Here is a 22,205-nt window from a genome sequence, read left to right on the forward strand (position 1 = left end):
TAGTGTGGGGTTTCCCCATGTGAGAGTAGGACATCGCCAGGCTTGAATTTTAAAAAAGCCATCCAAAGGATGGCTTTTTTTCGATTACATAAGTAAATCGTATTGCTGATATAGCTCAGCCCGGTAGAGCGCACCCTTGGTAAGGGTGAGGTCCCCAGTTCGAGTCTGGGTATCAGCACCATTTACGAATAGATTTTGCTTAGCGACCATAGCGTTATGGACCCACCTGATCCCATGCCGAACTCAGAAGTGAAACGTAATAGCGCCGATGGTAGTGTGGGGTTTCCCCATGTGAGAGTAGGACATCGCTAGGCTCAAATTCTAAAAGGCTTCCCATTGGGAAGCCTTTTTTCGTTTTTAACCATCAAATAAATGTATTTTCGGCTACTTGCCATAGCGCCTGAATGACTGAGTCATTTAATTTTGACTTCTTACAGCATAAGCCCAATTTAAAAGGCGCTATTGGTGATATGTTTAAACGCTGAACCTTATCTTTTACTGGACTGTTATTTATTACTACGTCTGGTGCTATACCAATTCCACATCCTAATGCGACCATACTGACAATTGCTTCGTGTCCTGATACTTGTGCATAAATAGTTGGTTTAATCTTTTGATCTTTAAACCACTGATTCGCTCTATTTCTTGCAGTTCCAGATTCTGGAAGAATAAATGGTAACGATTTCCAGTTTGTTGTTTCTTTATTTATTTCACTAATAAAATGATTATTGCCTATTGGAGCGATGATGGAGAGTGGAATTTCACTAATAATTTCAAAAGCGAGTTTGTTTGATAATTTTTCAGGTAGTGCAGAAATAGCAATATCAACCTCAGAGGATTCAATTTTATCAATTGCTTGAGCAGGATCTCCAGTAGATAACTTAATATCAATGTGTGGATAGTTAACTTTAAAATCATTTAATAATTGAGGGAGGTGACTGTAGCTAGCTGTCACTGAACAGAATAAATTGAGTTGTCCTTTGAGGGTATTATTTACAATATTGGAACTTGCTTTGTAGCCACTCCATTCTGAACAGATATTCAAAGCTACCGGAATGAGTTGTTTCGCCGCAGTGGTTAATTCAACACTTCGATTATCTCTAATAAATAATGGGTGTCCAATTTCATCTTCTAGCTTTTGAACTTGTCGGCTTAATGCTGAAGGACTCAGGTGCATTGCTTTTGATGTCTGAGTAAAGCTATGACTTTCGCAAAGATGTAGGAATGTTTGTAAAAGTTTTATATTCATTTCGTGTTGTCATTTTTGCAATCATGTATTGCTAATATATCACTTTTGACAATGTTAATCTTTCGTTATTATATTTTTATACACAAGATCATCCTAATGGATTAAATGATATTTATGGAGTTTTATCATGGCTAACTACTTTAATACGCTAAATTTACGTGAACAACTGGATCAACTAGGTCGTTGTCGTTTTATGGATCGCGAAGAATTTGCAACAGAGGCTGATTACCTTAAAGGTAAAAAGGTAGTTATTGTAGGTTGTGGTGCACAAGGCCTTAACCAGGGTCTTAATATGCGAGATTCAGGTTTAGATGTAGCTTATGCATTGCGTCAAGCAGCAATTGATGAGCAGCGTCAGTCATATAAAAACGCTAAAGAAAATAATTTTGTAGTAGATAGCTATGAAAATTTAATTCCTCAAGCGGATCTTGTTGTTAACCTAACTCCTGATAAGCAACATACAAATGTTGTTGAGACTGTTATGCCTTTAATGAAGGAAGGTGCTGCTCTGGGTTATTCTCATGGCTTTAATGTTGTTGAGGAGGGTATGCAAATCCGTAAAGACTTAACAGTAGTTATGGTGGCTCCTAAGTGTCCAGGAACAGAAGTTCGAGAAGAATATAAGCGTGGCTTTGGTGTTCCAACACTAATCGCTGTTCATCCTGAAAATGACCCTAAAGGTGAAGGTTGGGATATAGCGAAAGCTTGGGCTGCTGGTACTGGTGGTCACCGTGCAGGTTGCCTTGAGTCTTCTTTTGTTGCTGAAGTTAAGTCAGACTTAATGGGTGAGCAAACTATCCTGTGTGGTATGTTACAAGCAGGCTCTATTGTATCTTATGAAAAAATGATCGCTGATGGCATTGAACCAAGCTATGCCGGTAAACTTCTTCAGTACGGTTGGGAAACTATCACTGAAGCACTAAAGTTTGGTGGCGTAACTCATATGATGGATCGTTTATCAAACCCTGCAAAAGTAAAAGCATTTGAGCTTTCAGAAGAACTAAAAGACTTAATGCGTCCTCTTTATAATAAACACATGGATGATATCATCCAAGGTGAATTTTCTCGTACAATGATGGCTGATTGGGCTAATGATGACCTAAACCTATTAGGTTGGCGTGAAGAAACAGGCCAAACAGCATTTGAAAATTACCCAGAATCGGATGTAGAAATCTCAGAGCAGGAATACTTTGATAATGGTATTCTTTTAGTTGCGATGGTTCGCGCTGGTGTTGAGCTTGCGTTCGAAGCAATGACGGCTTCAGGTATCATTGATGAGTCTGCTTATTATGAATCTCTACATGAGTTGCCGCTGATTGCGAATACAGTTGCACGTAAGCGTTTATATGAAATGAATGTTGTTATTTCAGATACTGCTGAATACGGTAATTATCTATTTGCTAATGTTGCAACGCCATTACTGCGTGAGAAGTTTATGCCTTCAGTTGAAACAAACGTTATTGGTCGTGGTTTAAGTGAAACATCAAACCAGGTAGATAATGCCACCCTGATTGCTGTTAATGATGCTATTCGTAACCATCCAGTGGAATACATCGGTGAAGAGCTACGTAGCTATATGAGTGATATGAAGCGTATTGCTGTTGGTGGCTAATTAATACCAAATGAATATAAAAATGGCTTAACCAGTGATGGTTAAGCCATTTTTTATGCGTAAATTATGCTTCTATCGAATTACTTTTCTGATAGTTTTTCTTCTAATTCAGTCAGTTTTTGTTCCATTGTGGTCAGCTTTTGGCGAGTGCGTAACAGAACTTGAGTTTGAACATCAAATTCCTCTCTACTTACCACATCAAGCTTGTTTAGTTGCCCTTGGATAACCTGACGTACTTTTTGCTCAACATCGCTACCTAACTCTTTTACTGGTTGCGGCATTGAATCATGAATTTGTTTTGCTACTTGTTCTAATTTTTTTGGATCAAACATCATTTACCCTTAATTGAATACTTTTCTTTATTCTAAGTAAAGCCTTGCCAATTGTCGCTAGTCAAATAAAAAAAAGGCTACCGAAGTAGCCTTTAATTTTTAAATCGCCATTAAGACTCTTTAATATCTTTACCTTCTTCAAAGACTGGTAATGGTTTATGTTCACTAGCTAAGTAGCTGTAGATGACAGGTAGTACGAATAGTGTAAATAACGTACCAATTGCTAAGCCAGCAACGATAACAATACCTATACTGAAACGCTGAGCAGCACCTGCACCTGAGGCGTACATCAGTGGGATTAGACCTGCAATCATTGCCGCAGTCGTCATTAGGATTGGACGTAGACGAACTTTAGCTGCTTCAGTTACGGCTTCCATACGATTCTTAAGGTGATGGAGTTGCTCTTCTTTTGCCACTTCACAAATAAGAATACCATGCTTAGTAATCAAGCCTACAAGCGTGATTAAACCAACTTGAGAGTAGATATTCATTGTTGCTGCGCCCCAAGCAAGAGCGATTAAAGCACCACAAATAGCGAGTGGAACAGAAACCATGATTACTAATGGATCTCGTACTGATTCAAATTGAATAGCAAGGACCAAGAAGATGATAGCTAGTGCCAAACCAAACGTAGCGTATAGTGCGCTGCCTTCAGTCACGTATTGACGTGCTTCACCCATATAATCATGATTATAGCCACTTGGTAGTGTGCTAGTCGCTAAATCTTCAAACCATACAATAGCATCACCCATCGCAATACCTGGAGAGGGTACTGCACCAATAGTGGCTGAGTTTAATTGGTTGAAGTGAGGTAGTGATCTTGGCTCAGCAACAACATCAATAGATATTAAGCTGCCAAGAGGAACGGCTTCACCGCTGGTTGAACGAACATAGTAGTTGTTCATTGATTCAGGGTTAAGACGGTATTTACGCTCTACTTGAGGAATAACCTCATACGAACGTCCACTAAGATCAATTCGGTTAACGTAACCATCTGCCATCATTGTACTTAGTGTAATACCAATGTCTTGCATGGTAATACCGTAAGCACCAGCTTTATCTTTATCTATGTTGATCTTCATTGTTGCTGAATCAAAATTCAAATCAAGATCAGAGTAAACAAACAGTGGGCTACCTTTAACGCTTGTTAGTACTTCAGTTGCGATTTGGAATAAGCTTTCAAAACTATTTGGTGTTGTAATAACAAATTGAATTGGAAGACCAGAACCAGCACCTGGTAGTTCAGGCATTTGGAAGGCTGTTACTGCCATTCCTGGAATATCCTGTACTAATTCACCAACACGTTTAGCTACTTCAGCCTGGCTTGTTGTTCGCTCACTCCAAGGAACCATTGATGCGATACCAAACGCTTGGTTTGCATTAGGCACACCTGTAAATACTTGAGCAAAGGCAACTTCTGGTTGATTTGACAAAATGTTATTTACATCATTCATCGTATTTTGCATGTAATCAAGGTTTGCTGTTGAAGGAGCTGTACCCATCAACATGATTACCCCTTTATCTTCCGATGGTGCTAGTTCACTTGGAATGAACTTAAATAACAATGGAAGGGTAACAAAAACAATAACAGCAAAACCAATAATTACAGGGCGGCGAGTCATGATTGTATTTAGCATAATCTCATAACGATCACTCATACCATCTAAAATATGATGTACTTTTTTCTCAAAGCGATTTGGCTCTTCATTTGCCACTAGCATTTTAGAACACATCATCGGAGACAGTGTTAATGCTACGATACCGGAAACAAATACCGAACCTGCTAGCGTTAGTGCAAACTCTTTAAATAGAGAACCTGTAATACCACCCATCATTGCGATTGGAGCATATACCGCACCAAGCGTTAATGTCATTGCAATAACCGGAACCGCAATTTCACGAGTACCGATAATTGCCGCTCGGAAAGGGGTTTCGCCTAACTTGATATGACGGTCGACGTTTTCTAAAACAACGATAGCATCATCTACTACCAAGCCGATAGCAAGAACCATTGCTAGTAGAGTCATCAAGTTCCAAGAGAATCCCATTGCTTGCATTACCATTGCCACACCAATAAGTGATAATGGGATGGTTACAATCGGGATGATAACTGCTCGGAAAGAACCTAAGAACAACGTAATTACGATCAGTACGATTAATGCTGCTTCAACGATGGTTTTGATTACTTCATGAATAGACTCATTAATCGCAATCGTAGAGTCATACATGATGTTCATTTTGATATTACTTGGTAAGTTCTTCTCTAATTGAGGAAGAAGCTCAAGTACATCAGCAGCAATGTTAATCGGGTTAGCACTTGGCGCGGCATTAATCGCTGCAACAACAGCTTCTTGTCCGTTAGCACTTGCACGGTAAACGTCATGACTCTTTTCAAGGGAGACTTTTGCAATATCGCTCAGGCGAACAATTTCCCCATTAGTCGTTCTGATAACAAGGTTCTCTAGTTCTTCAACATTAGAAACTTGAGTATCAGCACTGCCGTTATAAAGAACAAACTCACCGGTAGCTTGACCTGCAGCAGATTGGAAGTTATTAGCACTTAAAACGCCCATAACATCCGTTGCCGTCATATCAATAGCAGCCATACGTGCTGGGTCTAGCCAGATACGCAGTGCGTACTTCATACCACCATAAAGATCTACTTTTGAAACACCATTAACCGTAAATAGCTGAGGGTTAACCACTCGCTCTAAGTAATCGGTAATCTGACTTGATACTAACTCATCACTTGTAAAGCCAATATAAAGTACCGCAGTGGTTGAGCCTGTAGACATAGTTACTGTTGGATCTTCGGACTCTTTTGGTAGCTGAGAACGTACAGAGTTTGTCTTAGCCAAAATATCAGATAAGGCAGCATTTGGGTCAGTATTTAACTTCATAGTAACTGTAATGGTGGATTTACCCATTACAGATTGTGACGTCATAAAGTCAATGTTATCGGCTTGAGCTACCGCTTGCTCTAAGGGTTGAGTAATGAAACCTTGAATAAGGTCTGCACTCGCACCGTAATAGCTGGTTGTTACCGTTACAACGGTATTCGTCATTTCAGGGTATTCACGGACCTGCATTTTGAAAATTGCTTGAATACCAAGCAAAGCAATCAAAAAGCTGATCGATACCGCTAAAACTGGACGTTTAATAAAAACATCAGTAAAGCGCATAGTTCCTCCGATTACAGCATTGGTGTTTCAGCAGGTGGTGTTGTCGCGTCGCTCTCTACAATACGAACCTTCGCATCATTACTTAAACGAACTTGACCTGTAGTTACAACCACATCGCCAGGTTTAACACCTTCAAGAATATGAGCAATTGCTTCTGAACGCTCACCTACTTTTACTACGTGCTGTTGAACGCGTTTTACGCCATCTTTCTCAGTGACAAGATAAACGTTATCACCATAAAGCGTATAGGTAATTGCAGTTTGAGGAATTACCACTTGGTTTTCTAATGTAGGTAGAATAATTTCAGCACGAGCAAACATACCACTACGTAGTTTCCCACCGTTATTAGGAATATCAGCTTGAACTTCAATTAAACCACTTTGAATATTTACGGCAGGTTCAATAGCACTAATTGAGCCTTTGAAGATATCGGCAGGGTAAGAATCAATAGAAATATCGATTTCTTGTCCAATATTGATGCGTGAGATGTCTGTTTGAGGAACAGTAAAGCGTAAACGCATGATACTTGTGTCTTCTAAACGAACGATGTCAGTACTTGGTTGTAAATATTGACCAAGGTATACGTTACGAATACCAATTACACCGCTGAAAGGCGCTTTGATTTCACGACGATCAATAGATGCTTTCATACCTTCAATATCAGCAGCAAGAGAGAAGTAATTTGCTTCTGCTTCATCGTATGCTTCTTTTGAAATAGAACCTTTCTTGTATAGACCTTTATAACGTTTATATTTAGCTTCAGCTGCAGGAAGGCGCGCTTCAGTACTCTTTAAGTTTGCCTTTTCTACTTTAGAATCAAGAGAAACTAATACTTGGCCTTTTTTTACTTGGCTGCCAGAATCAAACGAAATTTTATCAATGATGCCATTAACTTCAGTTGTTAACGTGACACCTTGGTTAGGTTCAATAAAGCCGATAGCTTCAATAGTTGGAGTCCAATGAGATGAAGCAATGGTTTCTACCGTAACAGGGAACTCAGGTTCTGGTCGGTTAGCCATATATTCAGCGATTTTTTGTTGTTTAAACATGTTAAAACCAATCACACTACCGAAAAGAAGTAGTGCAAGAAGCAACATAAAGAAAGTCCACTTTTTCATTCTGATTAGAACTCCGAATTAGTGTTTGATAATTGCATCCCAGCTGGCTTCAATAGCCGCATCGAGATCATCGTTTGTTAAAGTAAAAAAACCTTGAGCATGCTTACGGGCTAAACAAACACTCGCTTCTAAGCTCAGGCCAGTTAATATTTCTACACTTAGAGGTTTAAATACGCCTTGCTCAAGTCCATCAATAAAGAGTTGGTTTACTTGGGCAAACATTTCTTCCTCTAGTTCCTTAAATTTTACTAGATCAGAAGAAGGGAGTGAGTCGTATTGATTACGATTCAAAAACGTATTCTTCTCTGAAATAGCAAAGTGCCAAATGTTAAGCCACATAGTACGAAATCGGACTTTAATTGGGTCTGAATCTTGTACATTTTCTTGGATAGCAAATGCAACACGTCGCATAACATTCAATTTTATTTCTTCGATTAATGCTTCTTTATCATCAAAGTAGCGATATATCGTGCCTGCAGCAACACCGGCTTGGTTAGCGACTTTCTGCATGGATAAACCACGAAATCCGTCAGTCGCTAATAATTGCTCAGCCGATTCAAGAATAAGCTGACGCTTTTCCTTCATAAACTGATCCTTATGAAATGAATGAACGTTCATTCATTATTTTAGGCTACGATGAATAAAATGTAATCTGTTTTTGTGTCAAGAAACGTAAAGATCACACTTTTTCCTCGATGGTTTGCATGGTATTCCATGAACGACAGCTTTATTATAGGCGCAAATATTCATTAACGATTTATATAGGTGATTAATGAGACTTAATCCACAGCAAGATGAGGCCGTAAAGTTTGTCTCTGGACCATGTTTAGTATTGGCAGGAGCTGGCTCAGGTAAAACTCGCGTAATTACCAATAAAATTGCCTACTTAGTTCAACAGTGTGGCTATAAGGCGAGAAATATCGCTGCTGTGACGTTTACCAATAAAGCAGCTCGAGAAATGAAAGAGCGCGTAGGTCAAACCCTTAGTAAACAAGAGTCTCGTGGATTAATGGTTTCAACCTTTCACTCGCTTGGGTTGGATATTATTCGTCGTGAATACAAAATATTAGGTTTAAAAGCTGGTTTTTCATTATTTGATGATCAAGACCAGCTTGCTCTATTAAAAGAGTTAACAGAAAAACAGATCGATGGAGATAAAGACTTATTACGTCAGTTATTAAGTAGTATCTCGAATTGGAAAAATGACATGCTGACACCAGCGCAAGTCAAAGGTTTTGCGCGTTCAGAGCAAGATCAGTTATTTGCTTTTTGCTATGAAATGTACCTCACTCAAATGAAAGCGTATAACGCTCTTGATTTTGATGATTTAATTTCACTTCCCGTTCTTCTACTTCGTAATAACCAAGAGGTACGAGAGCGCTGGCAAATGAAGATTCGCTATCTTCTGGTTGATGAATATCAAGATACCAATACAAGCCAATATGAATTAGTTAAGTTATTGGTGGGTGAAAGAGGGCGATTAACCGTGGTGGGTGATGATGATCAGTCAATTTACTCATGGCGTGGAGCAAAGCCTCAAAACTTAGTACTTCTAAATGAAGATTACCCGGCTTTGCGTGTCATAAAGTTAGAGCAAAACTACCGTTCAACGAGTCGAATTTTGCGAGCGGCTAATATATTGATAGCCAATAATCCACACGTATTTGAAAAACGTCTATTCTCTGAAATCCCAGATGGAGAGCAGATTAAGGTTTTAACCGCTAAAGATGATGAGCATGAAGCGGAGCGAGTTGTTGGTGAGTTGATAGCACATCGCTTCTTGAATCGAACAGATTACAAAGATTATGCGGTGCTATACCGAGGTAACCACCAGTCACGCTTGATTGAAAAATCATTAATGCAAAACCGAGTGCCCTATAAAATCTCAGGAGGTACTTCATTTTTTGCGCGTGCAGAGATTAAAGACATTATGGCTTATCTTCGTTTGCTAACAAACCCAGATGATGATAATGCTTTTTTACGAGTGGTGAATACGCCTCGTCGTGAAATTGGCCCTGTAACTCTAGAAAAATTGGGTACCTATGCCAATATGAGAGGAAAAAGCTTATTTGAAGCAAGTTTTGAACTGGGTTTAGAGCAAACGCTTTCTGGACGAGGTTTAGAATCTTTACGTCGATTCTCTCATTGGATAGTGTCTATTTCTGAAAATGCTGAGCGAGGTAATACAGTAGAAGCGGTGCGTTCGTTAGTAAAAGACATTCATTATGAAGATTGGTTGTATGAAACATCAACCAGTGCAAAAGCCGCTGAAATGAGAATGAAAAACGTCTCAGATCTCTATTCATGGATTGTTGCTGATTTAGAAGGTGATAATTACGATAATGAAAAGAAGACATTAAAAGAGGTGGTACAGCGCCTTACACTTCGGGACATGATGGAGCGAGGTGAAGACGAAGATGGTGCAGATCAAGTTCAGCTAATGACCTTGCATGCCTCTAAAGGTTTGGAATTTCCATACGTTTATTTAATTGGTGCAGAAGAGGGGATTTTGCCTCACCAAGTAAGCATTGATGAAGATAATGTCGAAGAAGAGCGACGATTGGCCTATGTAGGGATCACTCGAGCCCAAAAAGAGCTCACCTTTACATTATGTAAAGAACGTCGTCAGTATGGTGAATTGATTCGACCAGAACCAAGTCGATTCTTGGAAGAGCTTCCACATGATGATCTGGATTGGGAAATGAAAAAACCAAAGCCGACTCAAGAAGAAAGAATGGAAAGAGGAAAAGCAAACATCGCTAATCTTAGAGCCATGCTTAAGAAGTAAACAGACACAAAAATGCCCACTGATAATACAGTGGGCATTTTTTATGATTGAGCTAAATGAAGATAATAATCAGGTTATAAGCCTTTAATTAAATGCTCAACCGCCGCAATAACTTCATCATCAGAACAATTCATACAAGAGCCGCGAGCTGGCATTGCATTAAAACCATTAAGAGCGTGGTTATTGAGTGTATCGATACCCTTAGCTATACGAGGTGCCCAATCCGCTGCATCTTGTGTTTTTGGGGCACCAGCTGCGCCAGTGGCATGACATGCAATACAAAAAGTACTGTAAACTTGCTCGCCAGAACGAGGGCCCGTTGGCTCTTCAACCACAGGTACGTCACTTGCTAGATAAACTTGACCAACTGGCTTAATTCGCTCAGCAATTGCATCGTCAGAGTTACCTGCTGCAAAAGAGGTAGTTGAAAAAGTTAATGCAGCAACCGTTGCAATAATGATGTTACGAATAGATTTTTCCATAAAGCTCACTTTACACTCCCAGTTATTATTATTGGCTTAAGCCCGTTTTATTGTATTTACCGAGCAGAAAAACGAATTTAGTTAAACAGCTTCGTTAACTTCGTGTAAATATTGAGTGATTATATCTGCTTAAATTGTTGCAATAAACCACTATACCCAAAGAAAATGAGGATAAATACCAAGGAATTGTTGAAAAAGAGACCAAACGACAAAAAAAGTAAAAAAAACACTAGACGAAGGTCACGCAGATCCGTATTATTCCTCTCCGCCGATAGGGTATACGCCCGTAGCTCAGTTGGATAGAGCGTTGGCCTCCGGAGCCAAAGGTCGAAGGTTCGAATCCTTTCGGGCGTGCCATCCGGATTACAAATTAACGGCAAAAAAGTAGTGGTGGCTATAGCTCAGTTGGTAGAGCCCTGGATTGTGATTCCGGTGGTCGCGAGTTCGAATCTCGTTAGCCACCCCATTATTTTGGTAGCTTTTATAAGTTTCCAGTTTTGATTCAAGCAACATCCCAAGAATCGAGACAAAAACAAGTCGGTGAATAGCGCAGCTTGGTAGCGCATCTGGTTTGGGACCAGAGGGTCGGGGGTTCGAATCCCTCTTCACCGACCACTATTTCAATAATCGCGATAAGCGGTTATATAAAAAGTTAGTGGTGGCTATAGCTCAGTTGGTAGAGCCCTGGATTGTGATTCCGGTGGTCGCGAGTTCGAATCTCGTTAGCCACCCCATTAATTTATTGGTAGCTTTTATAAGTTTCCAGTTTGATTTAAGCAACATCCCAGAAATCAAACAAAAACATCGGTGAATAGCGCAGCTTGGTAGCGCATCTGGTTTGGGACCAGAGGGTCGGGGGTTCGAATCCCTCTTCACCGACCACATTAAAAGCCTCGTCAGAAATGACGAGGCTTTTTTCATTTCTGATAGATAGAAAATTCTCACCATCATCACATTATCGCTATTTTATTTTGCTCTTCTCTTCTTCTTATTTAATACGATTAAAGTAGTTATACCATCTTCTTATGTATATAAAATCCATTATATATATCGACACCTTACATATTTGCAAAATGAATTATTGAATAGTTATCTCATATTAAAATATCACACTGTTAAAAATGTTAAGATTAATTATGTAAATCATGCTGGTTTCTTGAATATTTTATCACTGTATGAGTATTTTTATTTTTGTCATTAAGTTGTTGTTTTAACTACATCAGTAATGAGTATTAAGAGTGAGATTGAATGCTTTACTTTTATTCTTCATGATTATTTATTCATTTAATTGGCATTAAATAGGTTAAAGCTCTTTAATTGTTGCTTTTATGTGAATAATTGACTACATTGGTTTCCTAGTTAAGTTACAACATTTATTGTTGTTTCGAATGGAATCAATGTGCAGACAGGGCAGGATGCTGCCGAGTAGTCGGAGTCTGATAATGTCACTTTTAGAAGTTAAAAATTTACGTATCGAATACCCATCTCGTCATGGAGTTCATGCTGCTGTTAAATCATTATCGTTTTCAATAGAACGTGGTGAGATTGTAGGGGTTGTTGGTGAATCTGGAGCGGGTAAATCAACAGTAGGTAATGCTGTTATTGACCTATTAAGCCCTCCAGGTGTTATTGCTAGCGGAGAGGTCTTTCTAGATGGAGAGAAAATATCTGGCCTATCTACAGAAGCGATGCGTAAAGTTAGAGGGTCTAAAATAGGATTCATCTTTCAAGACCCAATGACATCCCTAAACCCTCTATTTACAGTCGAACAGCAAATTACAGAAACCATTCACGCGAATTTAAAAGTATCAGCCGCAGAAGCTTATGAACGAGCTTTGTCTCTAATGAAGCAAGTAGGTATACCACAGCCTGAAAACCGCCTTAAGCAGTATCCACATCAATTTTCAGGGGGTATGCGTCAGCGTGTAGTTATCGCTATCGCTTTGGCAGGTGAACCTGATCTTATCATTGCTGATGAACCAACGACGGCACTTGATGTTTCTATTCAAGATCAAATTCTAACTCTGATCCGAGATCTCTGCATTGAGAAAAATGTAGGCTGTATGCTAGTAACTCATGATATGGGTGTGGTGTCGAACGTTACTGATAAAGTGGCGGTAATGTTCCGTGGTGATCTTGTCGAGTTTGGTAAAACCGAAAAAGTATTGGGAGATCCCGATCATTCTTATACTCGTAGCCTAATTTCTGCTGTACCACGTTCAGATATTAAATTAGATCGTTTTCCATTAGTAAGTTACATCGAAGAAGCCGTTGAGCATGAATGTATCGATGTAAAGACGCACTGGTTAGGGCAAAGTCAAGATCATCGTGAATATTCAGGCCCATTATTAAAAGTAGATAATGTTAGCCTTCGTTTTGTGACGAAAGATTCTATGTTTGAAAGTCGTCGTGAATACGTTCAAGCTTCAAATAATGTTAGCTTTGAGATCCATGAAGGCGAAACTTTTGGCCTTGTAGGGGAGTCTGGTTCTGGCAAATCAACCATTGCCCGTGTTATTGCTGGTTTATATCCGCCAAATGAAGGAACGGTTACCTTTGAAGGTATTGACCTGACCGCATTGAAATCAGAGAAAGAGCGTCGTCCGATGCGCCGTCAGATGCAAATGGTTTTCCAAAACCCATACACTTCAATGAATCCGCGTATGAAAATCTTCGATATTATCGCAGAGCCTATTCGTTTTCATAAGCTAACAGGCTCAGAAGCTGAAACGCAACAGATCGTGAATGATCTTCTTGATCACGTAGGTTTGGGGCGAATGGCTGCATTGAAGTATCCACATGAGTTTTCTGGTGGTCAACGTCAGCGTATTTCGATTGCTCGTGCATTAGCAACGCGCCCACGTCTATTAATTTGTGATGAACCAACCTCTGCATTAGATGTATCGGTTCAGGCACAAATCCTCAACTTATTAAAAGATTTACAAAGTGAGTTAAATCTAACTATGTTGTTTATCAGTCACGATTTACCTGTTATTCGTCAAATGTGTGATCGCGTTGGTGTGATGCAAATGGGAGCCTTATTAGAAGTGGCTCCAACAGAAAACCTTTATACCAACCCTCAGCATGAATACAGCAAACAATTAATTTCACTTATGCCTGAGTTTAAAGGTTTAAGAGAGAACGCAACTGCGGTGTAAACCGTCTAATAATAAGTACAAATACAACAAACTAGGGAAACATTCCCGCATAAGGAGTTATGCAATGAAAACCATGAAGACAAAATTAGCTATCGCATTGATGGCAGCAGGCCTAAGTTTTAGTGCGGCAGCAGCAGATATTACTGTTGCTTATGATGCCGATCCTGTATCGCTTGACCCGCATGAGCAATTATCCGGTGGTACGCTACAGCTTTCTCATATGGTGTTTGATCCCCTAGTTCGTTATACGCAGTCATTCGACTTTGAACCACGTCTTGCTGAAAAGTGGGAACGTATTGACGACAAAACCTTCCGCTTCAATCTACGTAAAGGCGTTAAGTTTCATTCAGGTAATGAAATGACAGCTGATGATGTTGTTTGGACTTTTGAACGTCTAAAAGACTCGCCTGATTTTAAAGCGATTTTTGAACCGTATGAAAAGCTAGTTAAAATTGATGATTACACCGTTGAGCTTGTTTCTAAAGGCGCTTATCCGTTAGTTTTACAGACAGCAACATACCTTTTCCCAATGGACAGTAAGTTCTATTCTGGAAAAACAGAAGAGGGTAAAGATAAGTCTGAAATCGTAAAACACGGTAATTCATTCGCTTCAACGCACATCTCTGGTACCGGTCCATTTGTCGTTAAATCTCGTGAACAAGGCGTAAAAGTTGTTTTTGATCGTTTCGATGGTTACTGGGATACAAACTCACCTGGTAACGTAGATGAATTAACTCTTGTTCCAATAAAAGAAAATGCAACACGTGTTGCTGCTTTACTTTCAGGTGATGTAGATATTATCGCTCCAGTGGCTCCAAATGATCACAAACGAGTGAAAAATACCAAAGGTATCGATTTAGTTACGCTACCTGGTACTCGTATTATTACTTTCCAAATGAACCAGAACAGTAATGAAGCACTAAAAGATGTCCGTGTTCGTCAGGCAATCGTTCATGCAATCAATAATGAAGGTATTGTTAAGAAGATCATGAAAGGTTTTGCAACAACCGCTGGTCAACAAGGCCCTTCTGGTTACTCAGGTTACGATGCTGATTTAGTGCCACGTTACGATCTTAAGAAAGCAAAACAACTAATGAAAGAAGCGGGTTACGAAGAAGGCTTCAAACTTAGCATGATGGCACCAAACAACCGTTATGTTAATGATGCAAAAATTGCTCAAGCAGCAGCAGCGATGCTATCGAAGATTGGTATCAAGGTTGATTTAAAAACATTACCAAAAGCGCAGTACTGGCCAGAATTTGATTTGTGTTCTGCTGACATGATGATGATCGGTTGGCATTCAGATACTGAAGATTCAGCAAACTTCTCTGAGTTCCTAACAATGACTCGTAATGAAGAAATAGGTAAAGGTCAGTACAACTGTGGTCATTACTCAAACCCAGAAGTTGACCGTTTAGTTGAAGCGGCAAATGTGGAAACGGATCCTGCAAAACGTAGCGCAATGCTAAAAACAGTAGAAGATACACTGTATAACGATGCGGCGTTTGTTCCACTGCATTGGCAAAATCTTGCGTGGGGTGCGAAATCTAATATTGATATCAAACCAATCATAAATGCAATGGAGTACCCATACTTTGGCGATTTAGTCGTTAAGTAACTGTTTGTAAAAAGGTTGTCCTGATATTCAGGGCAACCTTTATTCGTCATAAGATATTCATTGATAAAAAAGTAATACCAACAATTTGTTAGATATGGATATATTTTCTATATCATTTTTAGGATTAAGAAGGGGACAAGGAATGTTTACGTTTCTGGTCAAGCGCCTGTTTCAGGCACTGATAGTGATGTTTGTGATCAGTCTGGTTGCGTTTTCCATCCAAGATAATTTGGGTGACCCGTTACGTGAATTGGTTGGGCAATCCGTTTCAGAAGCTGAGCGTCAAGCTCTGAGAGACGATCTAGGGTTAAATGACCCATTTATCACAAAGTACACTCGTTTTATTACTAATGCGGTTCAAGGTGACTTGGGCACGTCATATTTTTTCAAAAAACCAGCGGTAGAAGTGATTCTTGATAAATTAGTAGCGACCCTAGAATTAGTATTAGGGGCGGCAATTATTATTATATTTCTTTCGATACCTCTTGGTGTTTATTCGGCTATTCATCCAAAAAGTATTTTCACAAAAGCGATAATGGCATTCAGTAGTGTTGGTATATCGATACCTGTGTTCCTAACGGCAATTATGTTGATGTACGTATTTTCTATCGAATTAAATTGGCTACCGTCTTATGGACGCGGTGAAACCTATAATTTATTAGGTTGGGAATCAGGCTTTTTTACCATTGATGGATTGGCTCACTTGGTATTGCCTTGTATTTCTCTTGCTTCAATCATGCTTCCTCTTTTTATTCGTTTAGTTCGCTCTGAAATGCTAGAAGTGCTGAGCTCTGAATACATTAAATTTTCTAAAGCAAAAGGCATTGCAACAAATAAAATTTATTACCAACATGCTCTTAAAAATACCATGCTGCCAGTATTAACTGTAGGTGGTGTTCAGATTGGTACCATGGTGGCTTATACCATCCTTACTGAAACCGTATTCCAGTGGCCGGGAACAGGCTTCTTATTCTTAGAGGCTATTAACCGTGTAGATACGCCATTGATTACCGCTTACGTTATCTTTGTGGGCTTAATCTTTGTAGTAACAAACACCATTGTTGATCTGTTATATGGATTAATTAACCCAACGGTAGATATTACAGGGAAAGGAGCGTAATCATGGATACCACAGCAAACCACGTCCCAACACGTTGGGAACGATTTAAGTCATCGGATTTTCTGTATTACTTCTTGCGCGATAAAGTCGCCATGTTTAGCTTTGCCGTATTTTTAACTTTTGTACTTGGGGCGCTATTGTCCCCCGTCATTGCGCCAACCAATCCATACGATTTAAGCGCAATTGATATCATGGATTCAGAACTTCCACCGTCTTGGATGGAAGAAGGTGATGAACGATTCCTTCTTGGAACGGATGACCAAGGGCGTGATGTACTATCAACTATTTTATACGGTTCACGTTTATCATTGACGATTGGCTTCTTAGCGGTAGCGGTACAGTTAACTCTCGGTATTATTATCGGATTGTCTGCAGGCTATTTTGGTGGACGAATTGATAGCTTTTTAATGCGCTTTGCCGATGTGCAATTATCATTTTCAACCATGATGGTAGCGATCATTGTTTCTGCTATCTTTAAGGCCAGCTTTGGAACTGAGTTTTTCAGTCAATATGCTGTTGTGATGCTAGTGGTTATTATTGGTGTTGCTGAATGGCCACAGTATGCACGTACTATCCGAGCATCGGTACTGGCAGAGAAAAAGAAAGAGTATGTAGAAGCAGCAAAAGTGATGGGGTTTCGTTCTCCACGCATTATGTTCCGTCATATTCTACCTAACTGTTTATCCCCCATTTTGGTTATTTCAACGGTACAGATTGCGAATGCGATCATGTCAGAAGCGGCACTCTCTTTCTTAGGGTTAGGTTTGCCAGTTGATCAACCCTCGTTAGGATCATTAATCAGTATTGGATTTAACTACATTTTCTCTGGTTCGTGGTGGATTACCGCTTTCCCAGGGCTTGTTTTGGTGACGTTAGTGTTAGTTATTAACTTGCTTGGTGACTGGTTAAGAGATGTGTTTAACCCGAAAATTTATAAAGGCTAAATAGTATAAAATGAATAAAAAAGCGGTGATTTACTCATCGCTTTTTTTATTTGTAAAACATAAACAATGTCTTACAGATAAGGAAATTTCGCTTGTTTTTCTGTTTTTCTGGCTAATTTACCGCTTTTACTGGTAATAATTTGCTCAGTTGTTAGGATCTAAAGGTGTGTTTAAATATTTTAAAGTGAGTATTTGAATTAAACCAAAACAGAGAGTATTAACTCGAAGTGAGGAATAATGAGTAGAAATAAGGACAAATACAGTATAGATAATACGGACTATACTGTTGGACAGGATAACGTTCAAAAATGGGGGTTTGATGTTCACAATCCCGTCTTCGGCATCAGTGCTGGTCTGATCGCCCTCTTTTTAGTTGCCGTTGCGGTAACTGACCCAGAAGCAGCAAAAACGGTTTTAGATGGCTTTAAATGGAAAATCATCAACGCATTTGATGGTTTGTTTATGTGGTCAGCAAATATCTTTGTTATTTTTTGTTTAGCCTTGATCGTATCACCATTTGGTAAGATTCGTCTTGGTGGGGATAAAGCAAAACCTGACTATTCTATGGTTTCTTGGATAGCAATGCTATTTGCTGCTGGCATGGGTATTGGGCTTATGTTCTGGGGAGTAGCAGAGCCTGTTGCTTACTTTACTGGTTGGTTTGAAACGCCATTAGGTGTTGAAGCAAATACACCTGAAGCTGCAAAGCTTGCGTTAGGTGCAACCATGTTCCACTGGGGTCTTCACCCTTGGGCTATTTATGGTGTTGTTGCTTTGTCGTTAGCATTCTTTGCTTATAACAAAGGTCTACCGCTTTCAATGCGTTCAATTTTCTATCCAATTCTTGGTGATAGAACTTGGGGTATCCCAGGGCATATCGTCGATATTTTAGCGGTATTAGCTACCTTATTTGGTTTGGCGACCTCATTAGGTTTAGGTGCACAACAAGCAGCAAGTGGTTTTCACCATGTATTTGGTATTGATGGTGGTCTAGGGCTTCAAATTGCGATTATTTTTGTTGTTACTTTATTAGCTGTTATCTCGGTAATGCGCGGTATTGATGGTGGCGTTAAAGTGATCAGTAACATTAATATGATCATTGCGATTGTATTGGTGGCTTTTGTTGCCCTAGTAACGTTTGCGGTATCTATGGGTACCATTCCAACAACCATCATGGGGTATGTTGAAAATATTATTCCTCTAAGTAATCCTCATGGTCGTGAAGATGAAGCGTGGATGCACGGTTGGACTGTATTCTACTGGGCGTGGTGGATTTCATGGTCCCCATTTGTAGGTATGTTTATCGCTCGCGTATCTCGTGGTCGTACCGTTCGTGAATTCTTGACTGCTGTCTTGATTGTACCAACGATATTTACTGTGTTGTGGATGTCTATCTTTGGTGGTGTTGCGATTGATCAAGTTGTGAATAATATTGGTACATTGGGCTCTGAGGGCTTAACTGATGTATCTTTAGCAATGTTCCAAATGTTTGATGCACTGCCTATGGGTAATATTCTTTCTATGATCGCGGTTGTTCTTGTTTTGGTGTTCTTTATTACCTCATCAGATTCGGGTTCACTTGTTATCGATAGCATTACTGCTGGTGGTAAAGTGGATGCGCCAATTCCACAGCGTGTATTCTGGGCCTTCATGGAAGGTGCTATTGCAGTCGCTCTGTTATGGGTTGGTGGTACTCAAGCAATTCAAGCATTACAAGCTGGTGCAATCTCAACAGCTCTACCATTCACCGTTATTTTATTAGTAATGTGTGTCAGCTTACTTATGGGTATGAGAACAGAGAAGCACAACAGTTCTTCATATTAAGTAAAAACGAAATAAAAAGCCGATGAAGAATAACTCTCTTCATCGGCTTTTTTGTGTTTATAACCACAGCTTTTTAATTGGGTCACCCGGTGAGAAGTGATAATGAACTTGTGCTTGAAATAGTTCGGCGGTTGCAATTGCATCTGTTAATGCATGATGAGGAGGGTAAGCCGGTAAGCCATAGCGTAAGCGAGTTGTTGCCAAGCGTATTGACTCTGGTCGTCTTCCTTTAAGCCAATTGATTAGGCCCTTTGATTGCTCTTGTTGGTAATTACCTTCGATTTGCATCGTATCAACAACAGGGAAGACAATGCCCTCACCAATCAAATTTTTTAAGTTAATATCAAAGAAATCACGTTCAATTCGTCGATAATGTACCACGACGACTTTTCCAGCCAAGGCGTCGAGTACTTTAACTAAAATACGGCGTAAATCAGGGGCATCTTGTAAATCAGAATGAGTAATACCGTGAATTACCACTGATTCTTCCTCTAAGCTATCTTGTGCTTTTACAAACCAATGTTGCGATTCACGGCAACGAATACGCTTTAGGGTAAAAGGAACAAGGCCAATACTAATAATACTATTTTGATTGGCATCTAACCCTGTGGTTTCAAAATCCAGTGCCACAAAATCAATCTCACTGAGTGGTGTTTCTTCATCGTAAGTACCAGCCTTATAGAAGTTCTTCAGCCTTTTATCTTTACTGATTTGAAATTTGTGATCAAAAAAAGAAGACCAATTTAAAATTTCTTGAGGAGAATGGGGAAACATCATTAACTCCTAAAATTTATTCGCGCTATAGCGATATTTTAAAAAGTTTTGAGCATTACTCAGTACCTGAAACGCATCTTTTAAGTTTCGACGCTCAAAATCCGACATGTTTTCAGGCTCAATATTATTATCTGGCTCATTACCCGCTTCTACATCTAATGCTTGGTGTCGTAAACGAACTAACGAAATTAACTCCATGGCATGGTGAAGATCGCTGCCTTTTGATTTTGGTAAAATACCCGCTTCAATAATATCGTCTAAACGCTCAAATGAGTTTTGAGCTTGAGAGCCAATCGCCAAGGCATGAACACGGATTAAATCCGCTAGCGGAGCAGTACCACGACGTTTTAGATTGATAGAGTTATTATGACGACCATCTTTTTCCATCACAAAATCCTTAAAGAACCCTAATGGTGGTGTTCGACGCAATCCATTTCTAGCAAGACAGGCAAGGAAGCGATTATTCTTTTTCGCTCGACGAACAATAAACCCATTAAGTTGCTCTGCCCATTTTGTACGACCATAAACGCCATTTAAATCAAAGAAAATAGAGCTATTCAATAAGGCTTGAGGATCTGGATTATCAATCCAATCAGCAAAGCACTCTTCCCATTCTGACTGAGTTTTACGCCATTCAGGGTTGGTTGCCATGATATCGCCAGTACAATAGGTGTAACCACAAGCCGCTAAGCCATCGCAGACAAAAGCAGATAACGCTTTGAAGTATTCACCATGTTCTTTTTCGTTGTAGTCATTATCTAAAATAATTGCGTTGTCTTGGTCGGTAACAATTAACTGTTCATCACGGGCCATAGAACCAAGTGCTAAGAAACAATAAGGTATAGGTGGTGGACCAAGCTCTTCTTCAGCGAGTTCTAATAGGCGTTGCTTAAAGCTTCGACCAATCTCAGACATTGCACTGCCAACCATGTGAGAGTTAGCGTCTTCATTTACCATTCGGATAAAGCAGTCTTTAAGCTGAGTCGATAGAATCACCAAGTCTTCAATGGTTTGTTGTTGGAAGATGCTACTTACAAACAACAGACTGTTTTGAGACTCATAGCGAACAATATCGGACACTTCAAGAACACCAATAGGCTGTTTATTTCGTAATACAGGAAGGTGATGGACGTTGTAGCGAAGCATCATCAGCATCGCTTCAAATACATAGGCATTATGGTCGAGTGAGATAAGCTCTGTCGACATTACCTCAGAAACTGGTGTGTTAGAATCCAAACCACAGGCCAATACTTTTGTGCATAAATCTCGATCGGTAATGATGCCCACAAAGTCATTATCTTCTTCGTCAGTATCGATTTCAGGATCGGTAATTAACACCGCAGAGACATTCTCTTCAGCCATGGTTTTTGCGGCAGATTGAATGGTTTCATATTTGGTGATCATAACTGCTTCACGAGTCAGTAAGGTTTTTACTTTCGAAGTGGTTAAATCATTCGCATCATCATGGTTACTTTCTACTGCTTGCTTTAGGCGAGTTGCATCTTCAACTTCCACAAAGTCAGAGAACTCGTCATAACGCTCGCAAAAATCATCAAATACCGACTCGGGGATGCAATACAATAGAGAATCGTTTAGAGCCTTAGCTGGAAAACGAACTTTATTATTCATCAATAGCCCCATTTGGCCAAAGATACTGCCTTCATCTAACCGATTATAGAGCTCGCCGTTTCGACGGTAGACTTCGATAATGCCACTGCGAACCATGTATAAATCTTTGATCTCATCACCAAAGCCAATCACCATGCTTTCTGCACGATAATAAGAAATTTCGACACTTTGGGCCGCTTCTTTTATCGCCTCTTCAGGCAGTAAATTAAAAGGAGGGTATTGGGATAAAAAGTGTTGGATCTCTAGCAGTTCAACTTCCATGTAGGGCTCGATAGTAATATAGAAAGTAAGGATTTAGTGTAGTTTATCATCATGATGATATCTATCTGAATTGCGTTTATATTTTGAAAATAAGCGTGATTTTTAAACAAAAAT

Annotated in this window: 15 protein-coding genes, 6 tRNA genes and 1 rRNA gene; 14 read left to right on the forward strand and 8 right to left on the reverse strand. The window is 39.6% G+C overall.

Translation table 11 applies throughout. The features are described 5' to 3' along the window. The first annotated feature begins 104 nt into the window (after positions 1-104). Together PVK71_RS15745 and rrf are read left to right on the forward strand one after the other, a co-directional pair. Positions 105-181, forward strand: a tRNA-Thr gene (locus PVK71_RS15745). A gap of 17 nt (positions 182-198) precedes the next feature. After that, positions 199-314, forward strand: a 5S ribosomal RNA gene (rrf, locus tag PVK71_RS15750). 50 nt (positions 315-364) lie between these two features. On the opposite strand, the gene ilvY is transcribed toward rrf, so the two are convergent. Continuing rightward, positions 365-1,249, reverse strand: coding sequence for an HTH-type transcriptional activator IlvY (gene ilvY / locus PVK71_RS15755; RefSeq protein WP_130045637.1), 885 nt, complete (start codon positions 1,247-1,249; stop codon positions 365-367). Between the two features lie 127 nt (positions 1,250-1,376). On the opposite strand from ilvY, the gene ilvC reads away from it, so the two are divergent. After that, positions 1,377-2,861 (forward strand): ketol-acid reductoisomerase, encoded by a 1,485-nt coding sequence (ilvC, locus tag PVK71_RS15760; RefSeq protein ID WP_274419853.1) that lies wholly within the window; start codon positions 1,377-1,379, stop codon positions 2,859-2,861. Positions 2,862-2,941: 80 nt separating this feature from the next. Here ilvC and ubiK read toward each other — a convergent pair whose 3' ends face one another. The 4 genes from ubiK to PVK71_RS15780 form a co-directional block, all read right to left on the reverse strand. Then, the gene (gene ubiK / locus PVK71_RS15765; RefSeq protein ID WP_274419855.1) at positions 2,942-3,193 is read right to left on the reverse strand and encodes a ubiquinone biosynthesis accessory factor UbiK; all 252 of its coding nucleotides are present in this window, start codon (positions 3,191-3,193) and stop codon (positions 2,942-2,944) included. Positions 3,194-3,303: 110 nt separating this feature from the next. Beyond that, entirely contained in the window at positions 3,304-6,375 is a 3,072-nt protein-coding gene (locus PVK71_RS15770; RefSeq protein WP_274419857.1) for a multidrug efflux RND transporter permease subunit, read from the reverse strand. Between the two features lie 11 nt (positions 6,376-6,386). Beyond that, positions 6,387-7,493, reverse strand: coding sequence for an efflux RND transporter periplasmic adaptor subunit (locus PVK71_RS15775; protein ID WP_274419859.1), 1,107 nt, complete (start codon positions 7,491-7,493; stop codon positions 6,387-6,389). Between the two features lie 18 nt (positions 7,494-7,511). After that, positions 7,512-8,078: a TetR/AcrR family transcriptional regulator gene (locus tag PVK71_RS15780; RefSeq protein WP_130048598.1), complete on the reverse strand. Its 567-nt coding sequence runs from the start codon at positions 8,076-8,078 to the stop codon at positions 7,512-7,514. A gap of 187 nt (positions 8,079-8,265) precedes the next feature. On the opposite strand from PVK71_RS15780, the gene rep reads away from it, so the two are divergent. Beyond that, positions 8,266-10,281 carry a DNA helicase Rep gene (rep, locus tag PVK71_RS15785; protein WP_274419862.1) on the forward strand — a complete coding sequence of 672 codons (2,016 nt, stop codon included), beginning with the start codon at positions 8,266-8,268 and terminating at the stop codon, positions 10,279-10,281. 74 nt (positions 10,282-10,355) lie between these two features. Here rep and PVK71_RS15790 read toward each other — a convergent pair whose 3' ends face one another. Further along, the gene (locus PVK71_RS15790) at positions 10,356-10,763 is read right to left on the reverse strand and encodes a c-type cytochrome (protein ID WP_130048596.1); all 408 of its coding nucleotides are present in this window, start codon (positions 10,761-10,763) and stop codon (positions 10,356-10,358) included. A gap of 280 nt (positions 10,764-11,043) precedes the next feature. Here PVK71_RS15790 and PVK71_RS15795 point away from each other — a divergent pair. From PVK71_RS15795 to PVK71_RS15840, 10 genes are all read left to right on the forward strand, one after another. Next, positions 11,044-11,120: transfer RNA gene (locus PVK71_RS15795), tRNA-Arg, on the forward strand. A 33-nt stretch (positions 11,121-11,153) separates the two neighbouring features. Then, positions 11,154-11,229: transfer RNA gene (locus PVK71_RS15800), tRNA-His, on the forward strand. 72 nt (positions 11,230-11,301) lie between these two features. Then, positions 11,302-11,378, forward strand: a tRNA-Pro gene (locus PVK71_RS15805). Positions 11,379-11,421: 43 nt separating this feature from the next. Continuing rightward, positions 11,422-11,497 (forward strand) — tRNA-His (locus PVK71_RS15810). A gap of 71 nt (positions 11,498-11,568) precedes the next feature. Next, positions 11,569-11,645: transfer RNA gene (locus PVK71_RS15815), tRNA-Pro, on the forward strand. Positions 11,646-12,205: 560 nt separating this feature from the next. Then, on the forward strand, positions 12,206-13,921 hold the full coding sequence (locus PVK71_RS15820; RefSeq protein ID WP_274419866.1) for a dipeptide ABC transporter ATP-binding protein: 1,716 nt from the start codon (positions 12,206-12,208) through the stop codon (positions 13,919-13,921). Between the two features lie 64 nt (positions 13,922-13,985). Next, positions 13,986-15,539 carry an ABC transporter substrate-binding protein gene (locus PVK71_RS15825; protein WP_274419869.1) on the forward strand — a complete coding sequence of 518 codons (1,554 nt, stop codon included), beginning with the start codon at positions 13,986-13,988 and terminating at the stop codon, positions 15,537-15,539. A 142-nt stretch (positions 15,540-15,681) separates the two neighbouring features. Then, positions 15,682-16,659 (forward strand): ABC transporter permease, encoded by a 978-nt coding sequence (locus tag PVK71_RS15830; protein ID WP_274419871.1) that lies wholly within the window; start codon positions 15,682-15,684, stop codon positions 16,657-16,659. A 2-nt stretch (positions 16,660-16,661) separates the two neighbouring features. Then, positions 16,662-17,603, forward strand: coding sequence for an ABC transporter permease (locus PVK71_RS15835; protein WP_274419873.1), 942 nt, complete (start codon positions 16,662-16,664; stop codon positions 17,601-17,603). Positions 17,604-17,840: 237 nt separating this feature from the next. Continuing rightward, positions 17,841-19,427: a BCCT family transporter gene (locus tag PVK71_RS15840; RefSeq protein ID WP_274419875.1), complete on the forward strand. Its 1,587-nt coding sequence runs from the start codon at positions 17,841-17,843 to the stop codon at positions 19,425-19,427. A gap of 57 nt (positions 19,428-19,484) precedes the next feature. Here the strand turns inward: PVK71_RS15840 and PVK71_RS15845 are convergent, their stop codons facing one another. Next, the gene (locus PVK71_RS15845) at positions 19,485-20,201 is read right to left on the reverse strand and encodes a 3'-5' exonuclease (RefSeq protein WP_274419995.1); all 717 of its coding nucleotides are present in this window, start codon (positions 20,199-20,201) and stop codon (positions 19,485-19,487) included. Positions 20,202-20,210: 9 nt separating this feature from the next. Then, positions 20,211-22,091, reverse strand: a complete 1,881-nt coding sequence (locus tag PVK71_RS15850; protein WP_274419877.1) for a DUF294 nucleotidyltransferase-like domain-containing protein — start codon at positions 22,089-22,091, stop codon at positions 20,211-20,213. Between the last annotated feature and the right edge of the window lie 114 nt (positions 22,092-22,205).

It is taken from the genome of Aliivibrio sp. S4MY1 (assembly GCF_028765545.1).
Lineage (GTDB): Bacteria > Pseudomonadota > Gammaproteobacteria > Enterobacterales > Vibrionaceae > Aliivibrio.